Below are 20147 nucleotides of genomic sequence, written 5' to 3'. Positions count from 1 at the left end.
CCTCCAACAAAGCTACAATCCCTAACGCACGCAACCGCCAAATTCCGTTACAAAAACAACTTTTAAGTTACCTCGTGCATCCTTTGGTGCGATTATTGTTATATTTAGACCACTACAAATGCATTAATGAAAATAAAAAAACCATCACTTCGTACCCGCATATTCCTCTCCATGATTCTCTTGGTTTTACTAGCCTCTGTACTTATTACAGGCATCGCTATTTACCAATACAAAGAAGAAACTAAAGATTACCATACCGAGCGTTTAGAGCGAAAAGAGCTCAACACAAAAACACACATAAAACGCGTACTAAACGGTAGGCAAAACACCTGGGAAGTAAAAACAGAAAACATCCCAATAATATTTAAAGAAGAAATTTATAACATTGCAGACATACACAAACTACAAATAATTCTTTACGATTTAGATGGTGGATTACTCATAGCATCTAGTGCTGGTTTGCAAAAATCGGCCGTAGAAAAATGTTTAAGCGCCGAAGTTTTAAACGCCATATCCAACACGCCAGACCATCGATATGTAGATAAACATATAGAAAATGGACAAACCTTTCAATCCTCTTTTACTTACGTAACCGACAATAAATCGAAACCTATTGCCATTTTAAATATTCCGTATCTAGAAAATGATGATTTTCTAGCTAAAGAACTCGATGAGTTCTTATCTAGAATTATCTATGCTTACCTATTCGTATTACTTATGGCCGTTGGTATTGCTTTTCTATTATCGAAATACATTACTAAATCTCTTAAAAAAATTAGTGATAAAATAAATACCACCCGTTTAGAAAAACAGAATAAACGTATTGAAATAAGCGACACCAGCGAAGAAATTTCAACTCTAGTAAACTCTTACAACAGCATGATTGATGAGCTAGAAGAAAGTGCCGTCCAGTTAGCAAAAAGTGAGCGTGAACAAGCTTGGCGAGAAATGGCGAAACAAGTAGCACATGAAATTAAAAATCCATTAACCCCAATGCGATTAACTGTGCAAAGTTTTCAGCGTAAGTTTAACCCAGAAGATGAAAACATCCACTCTAAATTAGATGAATACAGTAAAACTCTTATTCAGCAAATAGATACCATGAGTTCTATTGCCTCGGCATTTTCAAATTTTGCAAAAATGCCAGCACAACAAAATGAAACTTTAAACGTCGTAGAAATTGTAAAACTCGCTTTAGATATTTTTAATGAGCATTACATTTATTTTACAACCGAAAAAGAAGAAATTATTGCCATTTTCGACAGAACGCAACTTATTCGTGTAATTACCAATTTGGTTAAAAATGCTATACAGGCTATGCCAATTAAAGACGATCCAAAAATAAACGTACACGTTGCCACCAATAACAATAATGTTATTTTAACCGTATCCGACAACGGATCTGGTGTTTTAGAGGAAAACAAAAAGAAACTATTCGAGCCAAAATTCACTACAAAAACAAGCGGCATGGGACTTGGTTTAGCCATGGTTAAAAACATTGTAGAAACCTACAATGGCACAATCTCTTTTGAATCTGAACAAGACAGAGGCGCTGTTTTCAAAGTTGTTTTTCCACAAAAAGCAGAACACTCCAAAAACTTTAGAAATAATCTTTCTTAAAAAACGTAAATTAGCAAGAGTTTAAAAACCATAAAAATATTATGAATTTCGAAAACATATTAACCGAAACCAACAACGGTATTACTCAAGTCACAATTAATCGCCCAACAAAACTAAACGCGCTTAATAAAGATACCATACAAGAATTACATGAGGCTTTTAAAGCAGCCGATAAAGATAAAAACACCAAAGTAATTATTTTAACTGGTAGCGGAGAAAAAGCATTTGTTGCAGGTGCAGACATTAGCGAGTTTGCTAATTTCTCTGAAGAAAAAGGGGGCAAACTAGCTGCTAAAGGTCAAAAAATACTATTTGATTATGTAGAAAATTTAGGCACTCCAGTTATTGCAGCCGTTAATGGTTTTGCTTTAGGAGGCGGACTAGAGTTAGCCATGGCTTGCCATATTAGGCTTGCTAGCGATAATGCAAAAATGGGATTACCAGAAGTATCTCTTGGCGTTATACCTGGTTATGGAGGCACACAACGTTTACCCCAACTTGTAGGGAAAGGTCGAGCTTTAGAAATGATAATGACTGCCGGAATGATTGATGCTGAAACTGCAAAAAACTACGGTTTAGTAAACCACGTAGTAGCACAAGCCGAACTTATGCCGTTAGCCGAAAAAATGGCAAATAAAATGATGAGAAACTCATCTGTAGCCATCGCAAAAGCTATTAAAGCGGTAAACGCAGGTTTAGAAGAAGGTAAAAATGGTTACAAAACCGAAATTAAACAATTCGGAAAAAGTTTTGGAACAGCAGATTTTAAAGAAGGAACTACTGCTTTTTTACAGAAACGCACTGCTGAATTTCCGGGGGAATAATTCTTCTCGAAATAATTTTCAACTAAAAATATTAAGGATAGCTTTTACCAAAAGAGCTGTCCTTTTTTTATTACACTCATCAACAACCTAATCTATTAGATTTTTTTCCAAAAAAAAAGGTGAACCTTACGGCTCACCCTTATCAAGTTGAGTTAGAACTTAATTAATTGTTTTCGTGAAGATTCTACCTTCTGAATGACAAACTATTTCGAATTTACCATCTTTAATATCCTCTAATTTGTAAACTCTTTCAATGATTTTAGAGTTCTCAATTTTTTCTGAATAAACAGATTCAGAGCTTCCATTCACTTCATCAGATTCAAAATAGATATCAATTTCTAAAGGAGCTTCATCTAAAGAAAGCTTAGTTACATAAAGTAAATCTCCTACAACTCTTGTTACAGGCTTGTAAATTACTTTTTCGCCAGCTTCATCAAAAGTCACGCTGTCAGCTTCAACTGTAAACGGTATTATGCTAATTTCCACATCTTTATCTACTTCAAATAAATATGCTCCATTTGGCAATTCCGTCAAATCGAAACCTTTTGTATAGCTTCCAGATCTCTGTATGAATTCTTTATATAATACAATGCCATTTTCATCCTTAATAGATAAAAGATTCCCCTTTTTAACATCTGTTAAAGTTAGTGAGGTTTTGTCGGCTTCATTTTTAATTGTAAAAACTGAAACTTCATTCGCGAAACTTAATGTAGTAGCAAAAATTGTTACCATTAAGATTCCTTTTCTAAGGTGTTTAATTACGTTTTTCATGATTTGGTGTTTTTAACGTTCAACATGTCAAAAATACAACCAAACGAGCCAACCCAAAACATTGATTTTGACGTATTTATATACTATTTTAACCGTTATTATTACATCAAGATAATGTTAAATTAATATACCATATATCGAGGTTAAAACCCCATATAAACACCTAATATTGGAGTATTGCAAATACATGTAAATTAAATGGTTTACACTATGGAGCCATTGTGTTTTAATAAAACCATGTACCAAAGTGAACCACAATATAATTGGCAGATATTTAATAAAACTATTAGGCAAAAAAAACCGACTATATAAAGCCGGCGAGCTTTTATAATTAACTCGTTAAGTTTTAAGCAAAAAAAAGTGGGCTACCACGGCCCACTTTATCAACTAAACTAAATTAAGACATTAACTAATTGTTAATGTAACTTGTATACTCATTATTATCTGAGTTAATCACAATTTTATAACTTCCTTTTTCAAGTTTATAAGCTTTTTCGATAGTTTGTAAGTTTTCAAACTTATCCGATTGAAGCAACTCATAAGTTCCATTGTAGTTACCATAGATGCTCACTTTTAAACTTGCATAATCTGGAGCAAGTTTAGAAATTAACACATAACCATCTTTTTCTGTAACAAAAGGCTTAAAAACAGTAACTTCTTCGTCTTTTTTAAAGACAACTTTATTAGACTTTACTGTAAAAGGAATAGTTTTAACTTCTATTTCTTTATCAACCTGAAATACATAATCACCGTCTGGCAAAGCTGTTAAATCAAAGCCTTTTCTGTAAGTTCCAGACTCTACAATAAATTCCTTATATAAAGTAACACCGTCCTGATCTTTGATCGATAACAAATTACCTTCCTTAACATTGTAAATTGTTAAAGCTGTTTTTATAAGTCCTTTCTTTAAGGCTGAAGATTTTTCTTTTGCATTACCTACTAATACAGTTAACATAGCTACTGCTAGTAGGATTTTTTTGGAATGTTTAATTACGTTTTTCATAATATTGGTTTTAATAACGTTCAACATGTCAAAAATACAACAGACCAACCAAACACAAAGCATTGATTTTGACTACATTATATGTTATTTTAACCAATATAACTGTATTAAATTAACATGAATTAAAATACTACATATCGAGCTTAAACACGCATATATGCCTCTTTTAAAAATTATAAAACCTTAACCTAATTATGCTTAAAACAAATAATTATTGAGAAGTAAAAGAGGCTGAATTTTTAAAAACTAAAACACACCTCATAAAAAAGAAAACTAAACAGGAAATAAACAAAACCTAGAACACCCTAACTATAATCCAGTTAAATTTAGAGCAAAAAAAAGTGGGCTACCACGGCCCACTTTGTCAACTAAACTAAACTAAATAAGACATTAAACTAATTATTAATGAATTTTATATACTCGTTATTATCCGAGCTCATAACTATTTTGTAGCTACCTTTTTCAAGTTTATAAGCTTTTTCAATAGTTTGTAAATTTTCGTACTTATCAGATTGAAGCAATTGATACTCACCTTTATAGTTAGCATAAATATTCACCTTTAAAGCTCCGTAATTTGGAGAAAGTTTAGAGATAAATACAACTCCATCTTTTTCTCTTACAAATGGTTTAAAAACAGTAACTTCTTCACTCTTTTTAAATACCACTGTGTTAGCTTTTACAGTAAAAGGTATTGTTTTAATTTCAACATCTTTATCTACTTCAAAGAAATAATCACCATTTGGCAAAGCTGTTAAATCGAATCCTTTTTTGTAAGTTCCAGATTCTACAATTAACTCCTTATATAAAGTGATACCGTTCTGATCTTTGATTGATAACAAATTACCTTCCTTTACATTGTTAAGTGTTAAGGCAGTTTTTATAAGTCCTTTCTTTAAGGCTGAAGATTTTTCTTTTGCATTACCTACTAATACAGTTAACATAGCAACCGCTAATAGGATTTTTTTGGAATGTTTAATTACGTTTTTCATAATATTGGTTTTAGTAACGTTCAACAGGTCAAAAATACAACAGACCAACCAAACGCAAAGCATTGATTTTGATGACTTTCTGTGCTATTTTAACCATTATTATTACATCAACAAAATGTTAATTAAAATAGCATACATTGAGGGTAAAAAAGCACAAAACAGTATATACAAGTATTATGAAATTAATCACTTATTAAGAGAAACTATTTAAATTCAAAATATGCTGAAAATAAAAAAAGACCATTTAGGTCTTAAAAAATATATTGAAGATAATTTTTGCAAAATATAGATTCTCTGGTTTTAATAAGAAGACAACTTGAGATCTAGTAGTTTAAATTTAAAGCAAAAAAAAGTGGGCCACCACAGCCCACTTTACCAACTAAACTAAACTAAATAAGACATTAAACTAATTAATGAATTTTGTATACTCTCTATTATTAGAGTTTATTATTATTTTGTAACTTCCTTTTTCAAGTCTGTATGCTTTTTGAATTAACTGAGAGTTTTCTATTTTATCTGCATGTAGCAATTCTAACTCCCCGTTATAATTCGCATATATTTCAATTTTTGCTTTTGAAAAATCTGGCAAAAACTGAGAGATATAAATAGCATCATTTTCTTGTCTAACAAATGGTTTATAAATAGTAACCTCAGCGTCTCTATTAAAAACAACCTTATTATTACTAACTGTAAAAGGAATCATTTCTACTTCAAGATCTTTATCAACTTCAAAAATATAATTTCCGTTTGATAAAGCCGTTAAGTCAAATCCTTTTCTGTAAACTCCAGACTCTTCAATGAACTCTTTATATAATGTTATGCCGTTTACATCTTTAATAGATAATAAATTTCCAGCTTTTACATTATTAATAGTTAGCGCCGTTTTAACTAAATCCTTATCTACAAGCATATTATTACTTGCACTAGCATTACTTGCACTAGCATTACTTAAAAGCGTTGTGCAAAACACAGCTGATAAGATAATTTTTTTCGATATGGTAATAGCGTTTTTCATGATTTGGGCGTTCATTCTAACTAACGGTACAAAGATACATGGGTAATACGCTTAAGAAAACATCAATTTTGACCTATTTGTGTGCTAAATTATCTGTTAATACTGTGTTAACAGTGGGTTAAGTTAATTTAACACATATTAAAGGTAATTAAATATACAATGTATGCATAATATGTCGTAATTTTGCAGCAAATATTCCCCTATGATTATTAAAAAACCTACCTTAGAAAAAATTAGCCCAAGTTTCGGGAGCTCTATATTAGTTAGGCAACACGGTGAAAAAGCTGATAAAAACAACGCTTTTTGGCACTTTCACCCTGAATTAGAACTTGTGTATGTAAACAAGGGACAAGGAAAAACACATATTGGTAATCACCTATCTTACTTTAATAATAGTCAACTTATATTAATTGGTGCTAATTTACCACACAATGGGTTTACCGATAGGCTAACAGCCAACGGAACAGAAACTACAGTGCAATTTGCTTCTAATTTTTTAGGTGACGATTTTTTAACAGTGCCAGAAATGGCAAATATTGTTGCTTTATTCGAACGCGCTAAGAAAGGTATCCGTTTTCAAATAGATACTAAAAAGAAAATTGGGCTTAAAATTGAAAAACTTTTAGAGCATGACGGTTTAAAGCGCATGATTAAGTTTTTAGAAATTTTAAACCACTTATCTAAGACAGATGATTATACCTTATTAAATGCCGACGGAATTGCCTTAGAAACCAATCCGCAGGACAGTAATAAGATTAATACTATATATAAGTATATCAATGCCAATTTTAATGAGCATATCGCTTTAGATGATATTGCAAATGAAGTAAGCATGACGGTTCCTGCTTTTTGTCGTTATTTTAAAAAAACTACAGGAAAAACATTTACACAGCTAGTAAACGAATATAGAGTTGTGCACGCCACGAAGCTTTTAAACGAAAGCCAAATGAGTATTGCTGATGTTTGTTTTGAGTGTGGATTTAATAACTTCTCACATTTTAATAAGCAGTTTAATGAAATTACCGGAAAAAGTGCTTCACAATACCGAAAGGAAATTAAGCATATTATTCAGTAGAAATAAATACATCGTTTTATATACAAATAATTATTACTATATAAAACGATGAAAACTTCAACATATATAGCATTAGCAAATTTCTAAAGCTAAAAAACCTTCTATTTTAGAAAAGACTTTATCTTACAAAGAGCGTATACTTCTTTGTTATGGTATCTTTTCCGTCGAGCATAAAATCAAATACACAATAAAGCACTTGCGGCTTTATGTGATCCATACTTACTTTAAGCTTATTATTTCCCGTTTTAAAATTATATCGCTCTTGTTGAGCCGCTACTTTCTGCCCCAAAGCATTAAAAAAGTTTACTTCTAATACCCCAGCATTTAACACACGAAAATTAAGATTTAAATCACCTTCTATTAAAGGGTTCGGATACAATTTAAGTGATAAATTTTCTCCAACTATACTATTATCATTAAGCGTGCTAGTTAAACATGTGAGATCATCAATATTTTTATCCATCACTTTATTTAATAAAATACTATGTCCTGCATCGTTAACATGTGTACCATCTCCACTATCTAAATTTGGCAAAATAGTGCCATCGACTGCCGCTATATCTATCCAAAAATCAAGAGACTTATCTGTATAAGTACTCAAAATAGCATCTCGAACATCTCTTTGTGTTTGAACATCCGCAGGATCAGAAAAATACCTGGGCTGCGTTGTTGTTATCCAAATAGGAACAGCACTATTTGTTGCTTCGGAATTGATCTCTGAAAAATTAGCTAGTTGCGTTGACGTTGAATATCCATTAGATGTATCATTAGACGGTAAATTTAAAATGATTGCTACAGGATTGTACGATAATGCTTTTGTAATATTTCTATCTGTTTTAATAGTTACTCCAGGAGGTAGCACAGTGGAAGATTCAGTTGGTAACAAATCGTAAGTTGTAAGCCCTCCTAAACCCAAATTAACAACATTTAGCATTGTATTCTTTTGAAACAAAGCCTCATTATATTTATACACCCACGAGTTTTCTATTGTAGACGCTCCTAACCCTTCCGCAGTAGAAGATCCGATAACAACAATATTACAGGTTGAATCATCATCTGAAATTTCGAAGACACTATCACTAGCATCTGTTAAAGTTCCCGATGTAACACGCACTAAACCAGCTTTAGACACATCGTTAGGTACGCTCCAGGCGTAACTACTAGTTACATTTGACACAGTTGCTATATTAGTCCATGTACTCCCATCATCAATTGAATATTCTAAAGTAACATCGTTACTCAAATTATTGCTTTCCCAAGAAATACTCGGTATTTTTCCTACTTGCCAAAACTCACCACCGTTAGGAGAAGTTAGAGTTAAATCCGAAAACGTAGAAGGATTTACGAAATCCTTTAGTACAGATTCAGTTTGAGAGTATGCCTTTGGATTAAAACACAAGACAAGTATTATAAAATATAAATAACTTTTCATAAGAGAACACATTACACCCTACAAACATTAAAAGTCATACAGATTAAAGTATAAAAAGCAATATTAGCAAGTTAACTTACAAAACACCTTCCCATTCTTTATCAAACTGATTTAAAAACTGAAGCATAAACTCATGTCTTTCTCCAGCAACCAATTTTCCTGTTTCTGTATTCATTCTATCTTTTAAAAGCAATAACTTTTCGTAGAAATGATTTATTGTTGGAGCAGTCGATTTTTTATATGCTTCCTTACTCATATTTAGATCTGGTTTTATTTCCGGATCGTAAAGTGCTCTATTTTTAAAACCACCATAATTAAAGCAACGTGCAATACCAATAGCTCCAATAGCATCTAAACGATCGGCATCTTGCACCACATTTAATTCTGGAGAAGTAAACTTCTGCTCTATATTTCCGCCTTTAAACGATATGTTTTCGATAATATTAACCACATGCTGAATTGTTTCGTTATCAACATTTAACCTCGATAGAAAATCACGAGCTACTTTTGGCCCCACAGTTTCATCTCCATTATGAAATTTACTATCTGCAATGTCATGAAGCAAAGCACCAAGAGCAACAACAAACCCATTTACTTTTTCTGTTTTCGAAATTAAAAGCGCATTTTTATAAACTCGTTCTATATGAAACCAATCGTGACCTCCCTCGGCTCCTTCAAGTTTTTCTTTTACAAAAACAATTGTTTTATTTATGATGTTTTCTTGATTTGTCATGGTACCTTAAAATAAATTAGACATCTTTTTTCTTAGAATCAATCAACTCAATTAACTTAACCAAAGACAATTTGATTTTTTCGTGATCACTTTTTTTAAGCATTAATTCCGCTTTATTTTTCACTCCTGAATAATTAGCATCTGGGTAAAGTTGTATTAATTGTGAGAAATAAACATCGATACCTTTTGCAAATTTAGATTTACCTGCTTCCGTAAATGCATCTTCATTATTAACCTCATCTAAATAAATTGTATAATTACTTATTAAAGTTTTTTTATTTAGATTCACACTATTTTTAACCCTTATAGAATTAGGATCATCTGCACTTTCAATAATTTCCTCATTACCTAACTTAAAATAATCAAGTTGCAAACCTAAACCAAACTGCCAAACAGCCAACATTTCTATATCATAAACATATTTATCCTTTCGATCGGTTGCTTGATAAATTTGATTCATGTCTTTCCAATGATTGAAAAAATTAGTTGCAACTCTATTTCTATGTTTCATACCTAATTCCTCATCTTTAAGAACAATCTTAAAATTTCCCTCATCTGTTAATTTTTCTACAATCAACATTTGTTCAGGGTTATCAAATGTAGGTTTCTTTTCATCATCCTTGTAACCAAACCTTAACTCGAGAATAGCTTTATCATAATCACTCGTGTCCCAATATCTTTTTTCTAAAGGAAACTCATGTGCTGCTTCTGTTTTACATCCTGTTAGCAATAAACAAATAAATGCTAAAATGAAATACTTAATTCTTATCATTAATTATAATTTTTGGTTTTCGATATTTGGCTAGCGAAGTTAATAAACTATCGACTTCTTTCTCATATCTTTTTTGTTCACTTAAAACATAACTATGAAATGTATCATAATCATATTTTTTCTGAAAAGTCCACTCTTCAGTTCTAACATTGTCTAGAATCTCTTCAATTTCGTCTTTATTAAAAGTGTTTAAATGAGAAATTTTCTTCTTAGCCTTACGAACAAATAATTCTGTTATTTTAATATGGTACTTTTCATGAGTCAAAAGCTCTTCACTATATGCGTTCTTCTTATAAACAAAAGAACGTGAAGGATGGAACAAAGACTGAATAGTAACAGCATTTCTATCAATATTACTTTCTATAGAAGTTACAACATAAGCAAACCTAGTACTCCCATAAAGAGACTTTTTAAAAAACTCAAAGCCTCTAAAATTCTGAAAAGTAATTTGATTATACTTATCATAAGTTAGAGGTTTTTCATAATCCAAAAAATTTGTATGACTTAAAGTAGCAAAAACAACAGAAATAAAAAACAAAATCGAAACACTATACTTTATAAATTTAATAATTCTTTTTAACAGCCTTTTATTTTCAACATTACGCTCTTTTAAAAGAAAAAACAATTGATAAAATACAGGTGAAAAATATAAAATTAAAACTATTCCAATAATTAAATTATCACTCATTCTTAAATATCTGCTTTAACTTAAATCACTTTTAAATTACCGGAATATAAAAATCTACAATAGCTTTACCTTCTGGATGTTCTCGCATATCGTTTTGATATATTTCAAAAGGATTACTATCTGCTTTTGCATAGCCATTATCGTGCATCCAAATAAAGAGACCGCTCCACGATTTTTCAAAATCTTGAGGAGTGATTTCAAATCGGCCAACAATATACTTCCCTGCTTTGGTAGATAAATTATGAATATCACCTTCAACTAAAACGGGTTCTTTTGTTAACACCGAAATACTCATACGTACTTTATTAGCATCTGTAATTTTAAAACTATCATGAAAAACTCTAGCTAATCTCGTTTCAGAATTTTGCATTAACCCCTTAGAAATAGCCCATTTTATAATCCTTTCAAAAGCTTTATCAATATTTTCAACGCCAATATGCGTTAGGCTTGCAAAATGTAATTCGGGTATTTGTTTTACTTCAATGTTTGCATTCATTTCAATCCAATTTAAATGATTATTAATATTGCAAAAATAGCTTTCGAGCATAAAATTCTCTTGTCCAATCTTGCTTTCAACTATACCAATCTTGCTAAATTTATACGGATGTTGATTTTTAAATTCAGAAGGACTAAGGTTGTAAAATTTCTTAAAAGCTCGCGTAAAAGCAGAGTTTGTACTAAAACCAACATGTAAAGCAATTTCTGTAATGGTAAATTCTTTTTTATGAATTAACATAGCAGCAGCACGCTCTAGACGTTTTCTACCAATATAACTATTTAAAGTTTCGCCAACAATACTTTTAAAAATACGATGAAAATGAAAGGGAGAAAACAAAGCTATTTCCGAAACGCTTTCTAAGGATAACACATTGGAGTCTAAATGTGCATCAATAAAAGATAGCGCTAAGTTTACACGCTTTATATAATCTTTATCCTGGTTAAATAATGTCATAGATATAAAAAACCCCTAAAAAACGGAATTCATTTTTTAGAGGTTCATAGAATTTTATTAGTTTTTATTCGGTCTAAATATTTAACCTAAATAAACTATTTAATAATAGCCGGTTGTACCCATTTAAACTCAAAAGAGTTTTCTGGAACTTTCATACGCTCGGCAACACGCGTCATTCTAGACGGAAGTTTCATGAGGTAATCTCTAGCTTTTTCAGCTTCATCATTCAGGTTGGTTATTTTATCAATCTCCCAACGCTTGGTTAATTTCTCTAAAATATCAATATAATCCATAGAAGTATAAACCCCAATACGTTGTGCTGTATTAGAAAACTCTTCGAATGCCGAACCAATTTTACCGCCAGTTTCACGTAAAAAGTGAGCAGGCATGGTAATTTTTTGTTTCATCATGTAATGGAAAGCCATCATCATTTGGTTTGGATCCACTTCAAAAATACGCTCTACAAACTCCGAGTACGCATGGTGGTGTCTCATTTCATCACCAGCAATAATCTTACACATTTTAGCTAAACGCTTGTTACCAAAATCTTTTGCAATTTTAGCCACACGGTTGTGAGATACGTAAGTTGCTAACTCTTGGAAACTTGTATAAACAAAGTTTTTATAAGGATCTCTATCGGTTCCAATATCAAACCCATCAGCAATTAAATGCTGCGTAGTTACTTCTATTTCGCGCATATTTACACGACCAGAAAGATAAAGATATTTGTTAAGCACATCACCATGGCGGTTTTCTTCACCTGTCCATTGGCTTACCCATTTAGACCAACCATTTTTACCATTAACTTGGTCTACGCCTTCTACATCCATTAACCAAGACTCGTAAGTTGGCAGTGCTTCTTCAGTAATCATATCACCAACTAAAACCACCCAGAAATCGTAAGGCAACTCTTTGGCTAACTCTCTAATTTCTTTTACCTCTTCAAAAAATTCTTCATCATTACCTTCTGTATTTGGTAAAAAGTCGGTAGGTTGCCATATTTTTTCAATCGGAATTAAATATTTCTGAACCAAGGCATCAATATCCTTCTCCAAAAAGTTCATTACTTCAATTCGTTTGTTTTTTAACGCCATCGGAATGTGTTTTTAATTTTTTATATGTTCTACAATAGTGGTTTCCACACTATTTATCAAATCTTGTCTATTAGCAAAGGTACTAACTTTTATAGGCTTATGCACGGTAAATTTTATGTGAGTGCCCAAACCCATTGGGAATTTGCCATAACGCAATGTTTTCCAAGAGTTATTTATGGTAATAGGGACAACTAATGCAGAGGGTATTTTTTTAAGTAAAATTTCCAATCCTTTTGTTTGAAAAGGCTTTGGTTTACCATCTACACTACGCGTGCCTTCCGGAAAAATTACCGCGGCACGTTTAGTTTCTTCTATATACTCACCAAACTTCATAATAGCAGGTAAAGATTGTCTTGGATTTTTACGATCTATTAAACAAGAGCCACCGTGTCGCAAGTTGTAAGATACACTTGGTATGCCTTTTCCTAATTCAATTTTACTAATAAATTTAGGATGATGCTTACGCATATACCACATAAGTGGTGATATATCGTACATACTTTGGTGATTAGAAACAATAATTATGGGTTGATCGGTAGGAATATCGTGTGGGTTATCAAAAGTAAAACGTGTACCCAAAATATTTAAGCAGCGCATTAAAAAAAACTGCAAGGCATCCACACTTTTTTTAAGCGCTTGATACCCAAAAACCCTATAGCAAAATGCTTGAATAGGGTGAAATATAACAATGGTTAATAAAAACGCAAAGGCATATATAATAGTTAGCGGATAAGATATCAGTTTTACCATGCCTCAAAAATAAGTAAAAACTTAGTCTTAAAAAACAGGCACGCACTTGTTATTTTCGCAAATTATGTCGCTTGGTGGATTTGGCACAGAACAATCTGATAAAATATTCCATTTTGTATTAAATTCAGCTTCAACCCGATTATAGTTTTCTACCAAAGTCTTTAAGTTTTCTACGTTAATAGAAGTAGAATAAACCAAGTACCCTTGCGGTCCGCCACAGGCTTTACTACCATAAGCCATAAACTCGCAACTGTGAGTACCATCACAAACAGATGCATAAATAATTTCATCAATTTCAATCTTTAACTGAGCGAGTTCTAATCGATCACTCTCTATATCGCCATAATCATCTTCCTCACACTGAAAAGCCATAAACAGCATACTAAACAAAAATAAGCTTGGCAATAAAATAGATTTCCGCATAAAACAGTTTTTATTTTATAGATGCAGAACACAAGAAATGGTTGCGTAAAAATGCAAAAAACCACGATAAATCGTGGTTTTTATATAAATTAAATCAAGTTTTTATAAACTCGACTAGCAATTTGCATTGTAAGCATCAACAAGGTTTTCAGCAATTAATTCTGCTGGACGACCTTCAATGTGGTGACGCTCTAACATGTGTACTAATTCGCCATCTTTAAACAAAGCCATACAAGGTGAACTTGGAGGAAACGGAACCATAAATCCACGAGCCGCATCAACAGCCTCCTTATCAACACCTGCAAAAACCGTAGTAATATGGTCTGGACGTTTTGCGTTTTGCAAACTCATTCTCGCACCTGGACGCGCATTAGCTGCTGCACAACCACAAACCGAATTTACAACTACAAGTGTAGTTCCCGGTTTTGCAATAGCCGCCTCAACCGCCTCGGCAGTGTGTAATTCTTCAAAACCAACGTTGGTTAAATCCTCACGCATAGGTTTTACTAATTCTGCTGGATACATATCTTTTAAATTTTTATGTTTTATAATTAATCTCTGTTACAAAGTTAGTCAAAAATCATGCGATTTAAGACAACTGTCATGTTTAAGTCGTTCATAACCACCAAAACCTGACAAATTTACGTGTAATTCTTTGGGCGTTTCCCTACGGGTCAGGCTATCCGCTATATCTTTTTTGTTCAAACCAAGTTTCATCCTTCATACTAAACCTAAGCGCACAAGTAAAGTTCGAGCTAAAATTAAACCATAGGCAAATCACAAAAAAGGATGCCGCTACTATCCTTAACGCACATATCCGCCAAAATAAATCATAAGTTAAAAGCATCACAAATTCGCCAATGTTGTAACAAAACCCATAAAAATTCAACTAACAATAGTATATTTGAACCATAAAAAACAAACAGTACATGAGTTTTACAAAATGGATAGGCGCCTCTTTAGGTTGGTCGTTTGGCGGACCAATAGGTGCCATAATAGGCTTAGCATTAGGTAGCGTTATAGACGCCATGTCCGACGGAAAAGGAAGTCCTTTTTTAAACCAAGGACAACCTCAACAAGGCCAAAGAACCACATATAGCACACGCACACAACAACGCCCACAAACACAATCGGGAGATTTTGAGGTAAGCTTACTTATTCTAGCTTCTATTGTTATAAAAGCCGATGGCAAACAAGACCAACGCGAACTAGATTACGTACGTCAACAATTTGTAAATATGTACGGTAAAGAGCGTGCAAATACTGCTTTTGCCCTTTTTAAAAACATAAACAAACAAAACAATATTTCTACACGCCAAGTTTGTTTGCAAATTAAACAAATGATGGATCACCCATCCCGTTTACAACTTATGCACTTTCTTTTTGGTATAGCCAAAGCCGATGGTGTTGTAACTGAAGACGAGGTAAAACAAATTTATACCATAGCTGGCTATTTAGGCATAAGCTCTCGAGATTACGAAAGTATAAAAGCCATGTTTTACGATAGTAGTGACAACGCTTATAAGGTTTTGGAAATCACTAAAAGTGCTAGTGTAGACGAAATTAAAAAAGCCTACCGTACTATGGCTAAAAAATATCATCCAGATAAAGTTATTCATCTAGGAAAAGAACACCAACAAGGTGCCGAAGAAAAATTCAGACAAGTACAAGCTGCTTACGAGCAAATACAAAAGGAACGTAGATTTTAATTAGACAGATTAAGCGCTACTTTAAAAAAAGCATTTTTCACCTCAAAAATAATTGGTAATAAGAACTTTAAGTAATAAATTTAGTGCACAACACTACATTAATCCTTCTTTCTTATGAAAAACATGTTCAATTCCAAAGACACACAAGCTATTGTTGAAAGAATTAAAAACTTAGACAATCAAGCCCAACCGCTTTGGGGCAAAATGAGCGTAGACCAAATGCTAGCGCATTGCAACGTAACTTACGAAATGGTTTATGACAATAAGCACCCAAAACCAAACGCTTTTAAACGTTGGATGCTAAAAACCATTGTAAAACCAATAGTTGTAGGAGACAAACCTTATAAAAAGAATAGTCGTACCGCTCCAGAATTTGTAATTACCGATACCAAAAACTTTGATTTAGAAAAAAGCAGACTCGTTGATTTTATTAACAGAACGCAACAGTTAGGCGCAAATCATTTCGAAAATAAAGCATCGCATTCCTTTGGCAACCTAAATAATAAAGAATGGAATACCATGTTTTACAAACACTTAGACCATCACTTAAATCAATTTGGAGTTTAAACCCATAAAAAAAGCCAACTATTAAATAGTTGGCTTTTTAATTTTAATAATATCAATAAGTATTATTTATCGATATAAGTTTTAGTTTCAGTTCCTTTTCCAAAAACCATAACTAATTTATCTTGTTCATCTGTATAAACAGCTTCTAGTTTCCATCCTTCACTTTCAGATGCTTCAATTAAGCACTTACGCACATCAGGATTAAAAAGGTTTAAATTTGTTTTTACTGTATCTGCATTAATATTAACAGAAAATAAAAGCATTGCTGCTACGCTTAATAATTGTAATTTTTTCATTGAGAGAAATTTGTTGGTTAAACATAAAAATTATGTCTGCAAAACTACAATGTATCACACAATTACAACAAAATATTAGTTGACTGTACTTTATTAACGTCAAACTAAATCATGTAACTAAAAACGAAAAACGGGCACTATTATTCGCAATAAAAAACCTTGATAAACTAGAGTGATTTTACTTAAAAACTATAGTAGATTTTTCCTTAGAAACGTTCAAATCAATTGTTCGCCCTAAAATTAAAGCACGATTATCTTTTTCATGTCCTGCAGGCACATTAAAAGCTATTGGAAAATTATAATCTGAAAGGGCATCTATAAACAATTGCTCTATAGAAGTTCCCCAAGGTGTGGTGTTTTTTCTAACTCGGCTAATACCGCCAATAATAACACCTTTACAGTTATCAAAATATCCTGCACGTTTTAAACTTTGTAACATGCGATCTATATGGTATTTGTACTCACCTACTTCTTCTATAAAAAGAATTTTCCCATTGGTATCAATACTTGTTTTAGAACCTAACATGGTATGTAATAAAGTTAAATTACCACCAACTAAAGGTGCCGAAACAGAACCTGCTCGGTTATAAGCTGAACTTTCGAGCGTATAACTTAATGGCTTCCCAAAAATAGCTGCCTTAAAAGTCGCTATAGGTTTCTCTATAGTACTCAAATCATTAGGCAAGCTAACACACATAATACCGTGTATACTTTCTATGCCTTCATTGTTAAATTGATTGTGCAACGCCGTAATATCACTATAGCCTATTAACCATTTTGGATGTTGCTTAAACTTAGTATAATCTAGCTTATCCAAAATTCTAACCGTACCATAACCACCTCTAGCACACCAAATAGCACTAACGGTTGGGTTATCTAAAGCGCTTTGAAAATCGGCACAACGCTCATCATCGGTACCAGCAAAATGATCGGCTTGACTAAATACATGTTCGCCAACAATAGTATGCAAGCCCCAACTTTTAAGCAACACTTTAGCTGCTTCAATTTCTTTAAAGCCGTTTTTTATAACACCAGATGGTGCAACAATAGCAACCGTATCGCCTGCTTTTAAATATGGAGGTTGTATCAATTTAGTAGAGTTTTTTAATGTTGTTTCTTGTGCCAATAGTGTTGTTTTTCCGAAGAAAAAAAAGGAACAAAATAAAATTGTAATAAATGTAATTCGTGTCATAATGTAAATGTACATTTTTTTTCTAAATAGGGCTTAAATTGATTACTTTTACGGCTTGAAAAACACTTATGTTTACGAGTAAAATAGATGTATTTTTCAACACAAACAGTTGATTGTAGTACAGCTAAACCTCAAAAACACACTCATAATATAATTTTAAATTGATGAACACACCAAAACGATATACCATTACAACCGCTTTACCATACACCAACGGTCCAATACACATCGGCCATTTAGCTGGTGTTTATGTGCCTGCAGATATTTATGTACGCTATTTACGATTAACCGGAAACGATGTTGCATTTATTGGCGGAAGTGATGAACATGGTGTGCCCATTACAATTAAAGCTAAAAACGAAGGTGTAACACCACAAGATATTGTTGATAAATATCATGCCATTATTAAAAAATCGTTTGTAGATTTTGGAATTACTTATGATAATTACTCACGTACATCTGCTCCAATTCATCATGAAACAGCTTCGGAGTTTTTCAAAACTTTAGATGCAAAAGGTGAATTTATTGAGGAAACATCGGAACAATTATACGATGCCGCTGCAAATCAATTTTTAGCAGATAGATTCGTGATTGGAACGTGTCCAAAATGTGGTAATGAAGAAAGTTATGGCGACCAATGTGAAAACTGTGGAACAAGCCACAATGCTACCGATTTAATTAATCCTAAATCGGCTATAACTGGTAATGTGCCAACGTTAAAACAAACAAAACACTGGTATTTACCACTAGATAAACATGAAGATTTTTTAAGAGAATGGATTCTTGAAGGTCATAAAAAAGACTGGAAACCTAATGTTTACGGACAATGTAAATCTTGGATAGACGATGGTTTACGCCCAAGAGCTGTAACCCGTGATTTAGATTGGGGAATTCCTGTACCTGCCGAAGGTGGAGAAGGCAAAGTACTTTACGTTTGGTTTGATGCACCAATTGGTTATATTTCGTCTACCAAAGAATGGGCTGCTCGCGAAGGAAAAGATTGGGAACCATACTGGAAAGATAAAGACACAAAATTAGTACACTTTATAGGAAAAGATAATATTGTATTTCACTGTATTATTTTCCCAGCGATGTTAAAAGCTGAAGGCTCTTATATTTTACCAGAAAATGTACCCGCAAACGAGTTTTTAAACTTAGAAGGCAACAAATTATCAACCTCTAAAAACTGGGCTGTTTGGTTGCCAGAATATTTAGAAGATTTCCCTGGGCAACAAGATGTTTTACGTTACGTATTAACGGCAAATGCTCCAGAAACTAAGGATAATGATTTTACTTGGAAAGATTTTCAGGCAAGAAATAACAACGAGTTAGTTGCCATTTTCGGAAACTTTATAAACCGTGTTGTTGTTTTAACTAACAAATATTACGAAGGTGTTGTACCTACCCCTTCAGCATTTGAACAAGTAGACGAAGAAACTTTAGCCACTGTTAAAGCATATCCAGATGTTATTGCCAGCTCGATAGAGCGTTACCGTTTTAGAGAAGCTAGCCAAGAAATGATGAATTTAGCACGTTTAGGAAATAAATATTTAGCCGATGCTGAACCTTGGAAAGTAATTAAAGTAGATACAGAGCGCACAAAAACTATTATGTATGTGGCGTTGCAAATAGCATCGGCATTAGCAACTTTAAGTGAGCCATTTTTACCGTTTACTTCAACTAAATTAAAAAACATATTAAACCATACTGCTCTAGGTACAGAAACCACTTGGAAAGAAGTTGCCATAAAAGAGGTGTTACTTCCTGCAGGTCATAAAATTGGTGAAGCTGAATTATTATTTTCTAAAGTAGAAGATGAAACAATTCAAAAACAACTAGATAAATTAGAAGCTAGTAAAAAAGCTAACGAAGCAGCAAATAAAGTAGTAGAACCACAAAAGGATACTATAAACTTTGATGATTTTACTAAACTCGATATGCGTGTTGGTACTATTATAGAGGCTGAGAAAATGCCAAAAGCTAAAAAACTTTTAGTTTTAAAAGTAGATACAGGTATTGATGTTAGAACTATTGTTTCTGGTATTGCAGAAAGCTTTACGCCAGAAGAGGTTGTTGGTAAAAAAGTTACGGTTTTAGTAAACCTAGCACCAAGAGCTTTACGCGGCGTAGAAAGTGAAGGCATGATTTTAATGACAGAAAGTGAAGATGGAAAACTTGTATTTGTAAATCCGGACACAGATAATGTTGCTAACGGATTAACAATAAGTTAAACAGAATTTAC

Annotated in this window: 21 protein-coding genes; 6 read left to right on the top strand and 15 right to left on the bottom strand. The window is 32.7% G+C overall.

Annotated elements, in window-relative coordinates:
* Nucleotides 1–126: 126 nt before the first annotated feature.
* Together DFQ06_RS11750 and DFQ06_RS11745 are read left to right on the top strand one after the other, a co-directional pair.
* Nucleotides 127–1620 carry a sensor histidine kinase gene (locus tag DFQ06_RS11750; RefSeq protein WP_042503964.1) on the top strand — a complete coding sequence of 498 codons (1494 nt, stop codon included), beginning with the start codon at nt 127–129 and terminating at the stop codon, nt 1618–1620.
* A 41-nt stretch (nt 1621–1661) separates the two neighbouring features.
* Nucleotides 1662–2444 (top strand): enoyl-CoA hydratase/isomerase family protein, encoded by a 783-nt coding sequence (locus DFQ06_RS11745; RefSeq protein ID WP_133967866.1) that lies wholly within the window; start codon nt 1662–1664, stop codon nt 2442–2444.
* A gap of 159 nt (nt 2445–2603) precedes the next feature.
* On the opposite strand, the gene DFQ06_RS11740 is transcribed toward DFQ06_RS11745, so the two are convergent.
* The 4 genes from DFQ06_RS11740 to DFQ06_RS11725 form a co-directional block, all read right to left on the bottom strand.
* Complete coding sequence (locus DFQ06_RS11740) at nt 2604–3215, bottom strand: hypothetical protein (RefSeq protein ID WP_133967864.1); 612 nt, start codon at nt 3213–3215, stop codon at nt 2604–2606.
* A gap of 409 nt (nt 3216–3624) precedes the next feature.
* On the bottom strand, nt 3625–4218 hold the full coding sequence (locus tag DFQ06_RS11735) for a hypothetical protein (protein WP_133967862.1): 594 nt from the start codon (nt 4216–4218) through the stop codon (nt 3625–3627).
* A 395-nt stretch (nt 4219–4613) separates the two neighbouring features.
* Nucleotides 4614–5207: a hypothetical protein gene (locus tag DFQ06_RS11730; protein ID WP_042497778.1), complete on the bottom strand. Its 594-nt coding sequence runs from the start codon at nt 5205–5207 to the stop codon at nt 4614–4616.
* 406 nt (nt 5208–5613) lie between these two features.
* Nucleotides 5614–6222, bottom strand: coding sequence for a hypothetical protein (locus DFQ06_RS11725; RefSeq protein WP_133967860.1), 609 nt, complete (start codon nt 6220–6222; stop codon nt 5614–5616).
* A 202-nt stretch (nt 6223–6424) separates the two neighbouring features.
* Between DFQ06_RS11725 and DFQ06_RS11720 the strand changes: the two genes are divergently transcribed.
* Nucleotides 6425–7297, top strand: coding sequence for an AraC family transcriptional regulator (locus DFQ06_RS11720; protein WP_042497782.1), 873 nt, complete (start codon nt 6425–6427; stop codon nt 7295–7297).
* Between the two features lie 118 nt (nt 7298–7415).
* On the opposite strand, the gene DFQ06_RS11715 is transcribed toward DFQ06_RS11720, so the two are convergent.
* From DFQ06_RS11715 to DFQ06_RS11675, 9 genes are all read right to left on the bottom strand, one after another.
* The gene (locus DFQ06_RS11715; protein WP_159140060.1) at nt 7416–8729 is read right to left on the bottom strand and encodes an SGNH/GDSL hydrolase family protein; all 1314 of its coding nucleotides are present in this window, start codon (nt 8727–8729) and stop codon (nt 7416–7418) included.
* Nucleotides 8730–8805: 76 nt separating this feature from the next.
* Nucleotides 8806–9462 carry an HD domain-containing protein gene (locus DFQ06_RS11710; RefSeq protein WP_042503969.1) on the bottom strand — a complete coding sequence of 219 codons (657 nt, stop codon included), beginning with the start codon at nt 9460–9462 and terminating at the stop codon, nt 8806–8808.
* A gap of 16 nt (nt 9463–9478) precedes the next feature.
* Entirely contained in the window at nt 9479–10234 is a 756-nt protein-coding gene (locus DFQ06_RS11705; protein WP_133967856.1) for a hypothetical protein, read from the bottom strand.
* Entirely contained in the window at nt 10221–10922 is a 702-nt protein-coding gene (locus tag DFQ06_RS11700; protein ID WP_133967854.1) for a hypothetical protein, read from the bottom strand. The genes DFQ06_RS11705 and DFQ06_RS11700 overlap by 14 nt, the downstream gene beginning before the upstream one ends.
* 31 nt (nt 10923–10953) lie before the next feature.
* On the bottom strand, nt 10954–11874 hold the full coding sequence (locus DFQ06_RS11695; protein ID WP_133967852.1) for an AraC family transcriptional regulator: 921 nt from the start codon (nt 11872–11874) through the stop codon (nt 10954–10956).
* A gap of 95 nt (nt 11875–11969) precedes the next feature.
* Nucleotides 11970–12968 (bottom strand): acyl-ACP desaturase, encoded by a 999-nt coding sequence (locus DFQ06_RS11690; protein ID WP_042499571.1) that lies wholly within the window; start codon nt 12966–12968, stop codon nt 11970–11972.
* A 12-nt stretch (nt 12969–12980) separates the two neighbouring features.
* Nucleotides 12981–13718 (bottom strand): lysophospholipid acyltransferase family protein, encoded by a 738-nt coding sequence (locus DFQ06_RS11685; RefSeq protein ID WP_042503971.1) that lies wholly within the window; start codon nt 13716–13718, stop codon nt 12981–12983.
* A gap of 27 nt (nt 13719–13745) precedes the next feature.
* Nucleotides 13746–14141, bottom strand: a complete 396-nt coding sequence (locus tag DFQ06_RS11680; protein ID WP_133967850.1) for a hypothetical protein — start codon at nt 14139–14141, stop codon at nt 13746–13748.
* A gap of 114 nt (nt 14142–14255) precedes the next feature.
* Nucleotides 14256–14666, bottom strand: a complete 411-nt coding sequence (locus DFQ06_RS11675) for a BrxA/BrxB family bacilliredoxin (RefSeq protein ID WP_042503973.1) — start codon at nt 14664–14666, stop codon at nt 14256–14258.
* Nucleotides 14667–15070: 404 nt separating this feature from the next.
* On the opposite strand from DFQ06_RS11675, the gene DFQ06_RS11670 reads away from it, so the two are divergent.
* The gene (locus DFQ06_RS11670; protein WP_042499565.1) at nt 15071–15850 is read left to right on the top strand and encodes a TerB family tellurite resistance protein; all 780 of its coding nucleotides are present in this window, start codon (nt 15071–15073) and stop codon (nt 15848–15850) included.
* Between the two features lie 123 nt (nt 15851–15973).
* Nucleotides 15974–16417, top strand: a complete 444-nt coding sequence (locus DFQ06_RS11665) for a DUF1569 domain-containing protein (protein ID WP_317129998.1) — start codon at nt 15974–15976, stop codon at nt 16415–16417.
* Between the two features lie 62 nt (nt 16418–16479).
* Here the strand turns inward: DFQ06_RS11665 and DFQ06_RS11660 are convergent, their stop codons facing one another.
* A complete protein-coding gene (locus DFQ06_RS11660; RefSeq protein ID WP_042499561.1) occupies nt 16480–16713 on the bottom strand; it encodes a hypothetical protein in 234 nt (77 codons plus the stop codon).
* Between the two features lie 178 nt (nt 16714–16891).
* On the bottom strand, nt 16892–17920 hold the full coding sequence (locus DFQ06_RS11655) for a S66 peptidase family protein (RefSeq protein ID WP_235833526.1): 1029 nt from the start codon (nt 17918–17920) through the stop codon (nt 16892–16894).
* 149 nt (nt 17921–18069) lie between these two features.
* Here DFQ06_RS11655 and metG point away from each other — a divergent pair, with 149 nt between their 5' ends.
* A complete protein-coding gene (gene metG, locus DFQ06_RS11650) occupies nt 18070–20136 on the top strand; it encodes a methionine--tRNA ligase (RefSeq protein ID WP_133967846.1) in 2067 nt (688 codons plus the stop codon).
* The last annotated feature ends 11 nt before the right edge of the window (nt 20137–20147 follow it).

Source organism: Algibacter lectus, from assembly GCF_004368925.1.
In the GTDB taxonomy this organism is placed as follows: domain Bacteria; phylum Bacteroidota; class Bacteroidia; order Flavobacteriales; family Flavobacteriaceae; genus Algibacter; species Algibacter lectus.
The sequence above is the reverse complement of the archived record's forward strand: the minus strand, read 5'-3'. Positions and strand labels throughout refer to the sequence as shown.

Coding starts and splice junctions, on each gene's coding strand:
- DFQ06_RS11750 (WP_042503964.1), top strand. CDS start 127: ATGAAAATAAAAAAACCATCACTTCGTACCCGCATATTCCTCTCCATG.
- DFQ06_RS11745 (WP_133967866.1), top strand. CDS start 1,662: ATGAATTTCGAAAACATATTAACCGAAACCAACAACGGTATTACTCAA.
- DFQ06_RS11740 (WP_133967864.1), bottom strand. CDS start 3,215: ATGAAAAACGTAATTAAACACCTTAGAAAAGGAATCTTAATGGTAACA.
- DFQ06_RS11735 (WP_133967862.1), bottom strand. CDS start 4,218: ATGAAAAACGTAATTAAACATTCCAAAAAAATCCTACTAGCAGTAGCT.
- DFQ06_RS11730 (WP_042497778.1), bottom strand. CDS start 5,207: ATGAAAAACGTAATTAAACATTCCAAAAAAATCCTATTAGCGGTTGCT.
- DFQ06_RS11725 (WP_133967860.1), bottom strand. CDS start 6,222: ATGAAAAACGCTATTACCATATCGAAAAAAATTATCTTATCAGCTGTG.
- DFQ06_RS11720 (WP_042497782.1), top strand. CDS start 6,425: ATGATTATTAAAAAACCTACCTTAGAAAAAATTAGCCCAAGTTTCGGG.
- DFQ06_RS11715 (WP_159140060.1), bottom strand. CDS start 8,729: ATGAAAAGTTATTTATATTTTATAATACTTGTCTTGTGTTTTAATCCA.
- DFQ06_RS11710 (WP_042503969.1), bottom strand. CDS start 9,462: ATGACAAATCAAGAAAACATCATAAATAAAACAATTGTTTTTGTAAAA.
- DFQ06_RS11705 (WP_133967856.1), bottom strand. CDS start 10,234: ATGATAAGAATTAAGTATTTCATTTTAGCATTTATTTGTTTATTGCTA.
- DFQ06_RS11700 (WP_133967854.1), bottom strand. CDS start 10,922: ATGAGTGATAATTTAATTATTGGAATAGTTTTAATTTTATATTTTTCA.
- DFQ06_RS11695 (WP_133967852.1), bottom strand. CDS start 11,874: ATGACATTATTTAACCAGGATAAAGATTATATAAAGCGTGTAAACTTA.
- DFQ06_RS11690 (WP_042499571.1), bottom strand. CDS start 12,968: ATGGCGTTAAAAAACAAACGAATTGAAGTAATGAACTTTTTGGAGAAG.
- DFQ06_RS11685 (WP_042503971.1), bottom strand. CDS start 13,718: ATGGTAAAACTGATATCTTATCCGCTAACTATTATATATGCCTTTGCG.
- DFQ06_RS11680 (WP_133967850.1), bottom strand. CDS start 14,141: ATGCGGAAATCTATTTTATTGCCAAGCTTATTTTTGTTTAGTATGCTG.
- DFQ06_RS11675 (WP_042503973.1), bottom strand. CDS start 14,666: ATGTATCCAGCAGAATTAGTAAAACCTATGCGTGAGGATTTAACCAAC.
- DFQ06_RS11670 (WP_042499565.1), top strand. CDS start 15,071: ATGAGTTTTACAAAATGGATAGGCGCCTCTTTAGGTTGGTCGTTTGGC.
- DFQ06_RS11665 (WP_317129998.1), top strand. CDS start 15,974: ATGTTCAATTCCAAAGACACACAAGCTATTGTTGAAAGAATTAAAAAC.
- DFQ06_RS11660 (WP_042499561.1), bottom strand. CDS start 16,713: ATGAAAAAATTACAATTATTAAGCGTAGCAGCAATGCTTTTATTTTCT.
- DFQ06_RS11655 (WP_235833526.1), bottom strand. CDS start 17,920: ATGTACATTTACATTATGACACGAATTACATTTATTACAATTTTATTT.
- metG (WP_133967846.1), top strand. CDS start 18,070: ATGAACACACCAAAACGATATACCATTACAACCGCTTTACCATACACC.